Here is a 500-nt window from a genome sequence, read left to right as displayed (position 1 = left end):
CGAGCAGAGCAGCGCGTCGGCGTCGACGTACGGCGCCACCTCGGCGAACACCTTCGCCTTGAGCGACGGGTCCTCGAAGACGGCCTCGATGACGAGGTCGCAGCCCGCGAGCTCGGCCGCGTCGGCGGTCGGCGTGATCCGGCCCAGCAGCGCGTCGGCCTTCTCCTGGCTGATCTTGCCGCGCGCGACGCCCTTGGCGTTGAGCTTCTCGGTGTAGGCCTTGCCGCGCTCCGCCGCCTCGAGCGTCACGTCCTTGAGCACGACCTGCATGCCGGCGCGGGCGCAGGAGTACGCGATGCCGGCGCCCATCATCCCGGCACCGAGGACGGCGACCTTCGTGGCCTGCCAGCGCTCGACCCCGGCCGGTCGCAGCGATCCGGAGTTGATCGCCTGGAGGTCGAAGAAGAAGGCCTGGATCATGTTCTTGGCCTGCTGGTTGACCACCAGGTTCGTGAAGTAGCGGCTCTCGATGCGCGACGCGGTGTCGAAGTCGACCTGCA

The 500-nt window shown here is 69.2% G+C and carries 1 protein-coding gene; it reads right to left on the bottom strand.

Translation table 11 applies throughout. The annotated features are described in order from the left end of the window. Positions 1-500 (bottom strand): 3-hydroxyacyl-CoA dehydrogenase family protein (locus FB586_RS19155; protein WP_222928410.1); only part of this gene is annotated, 500 nt, incomplete at both ends.

Origin of the sequence: Cellulomonas telluris (assembly GCF_004886325.1) — a bacterium.
Classification (GTDB): domain Bacteria; phylum Actinomycetota; class Actinomycetes; order Actinomycetales; family Cellulomonadaceae; genus Cellulomonas; species Cellulomonas telluris.
This window is presented reverse-complemented; position numbering and strand designations above follow the sequence as displayed.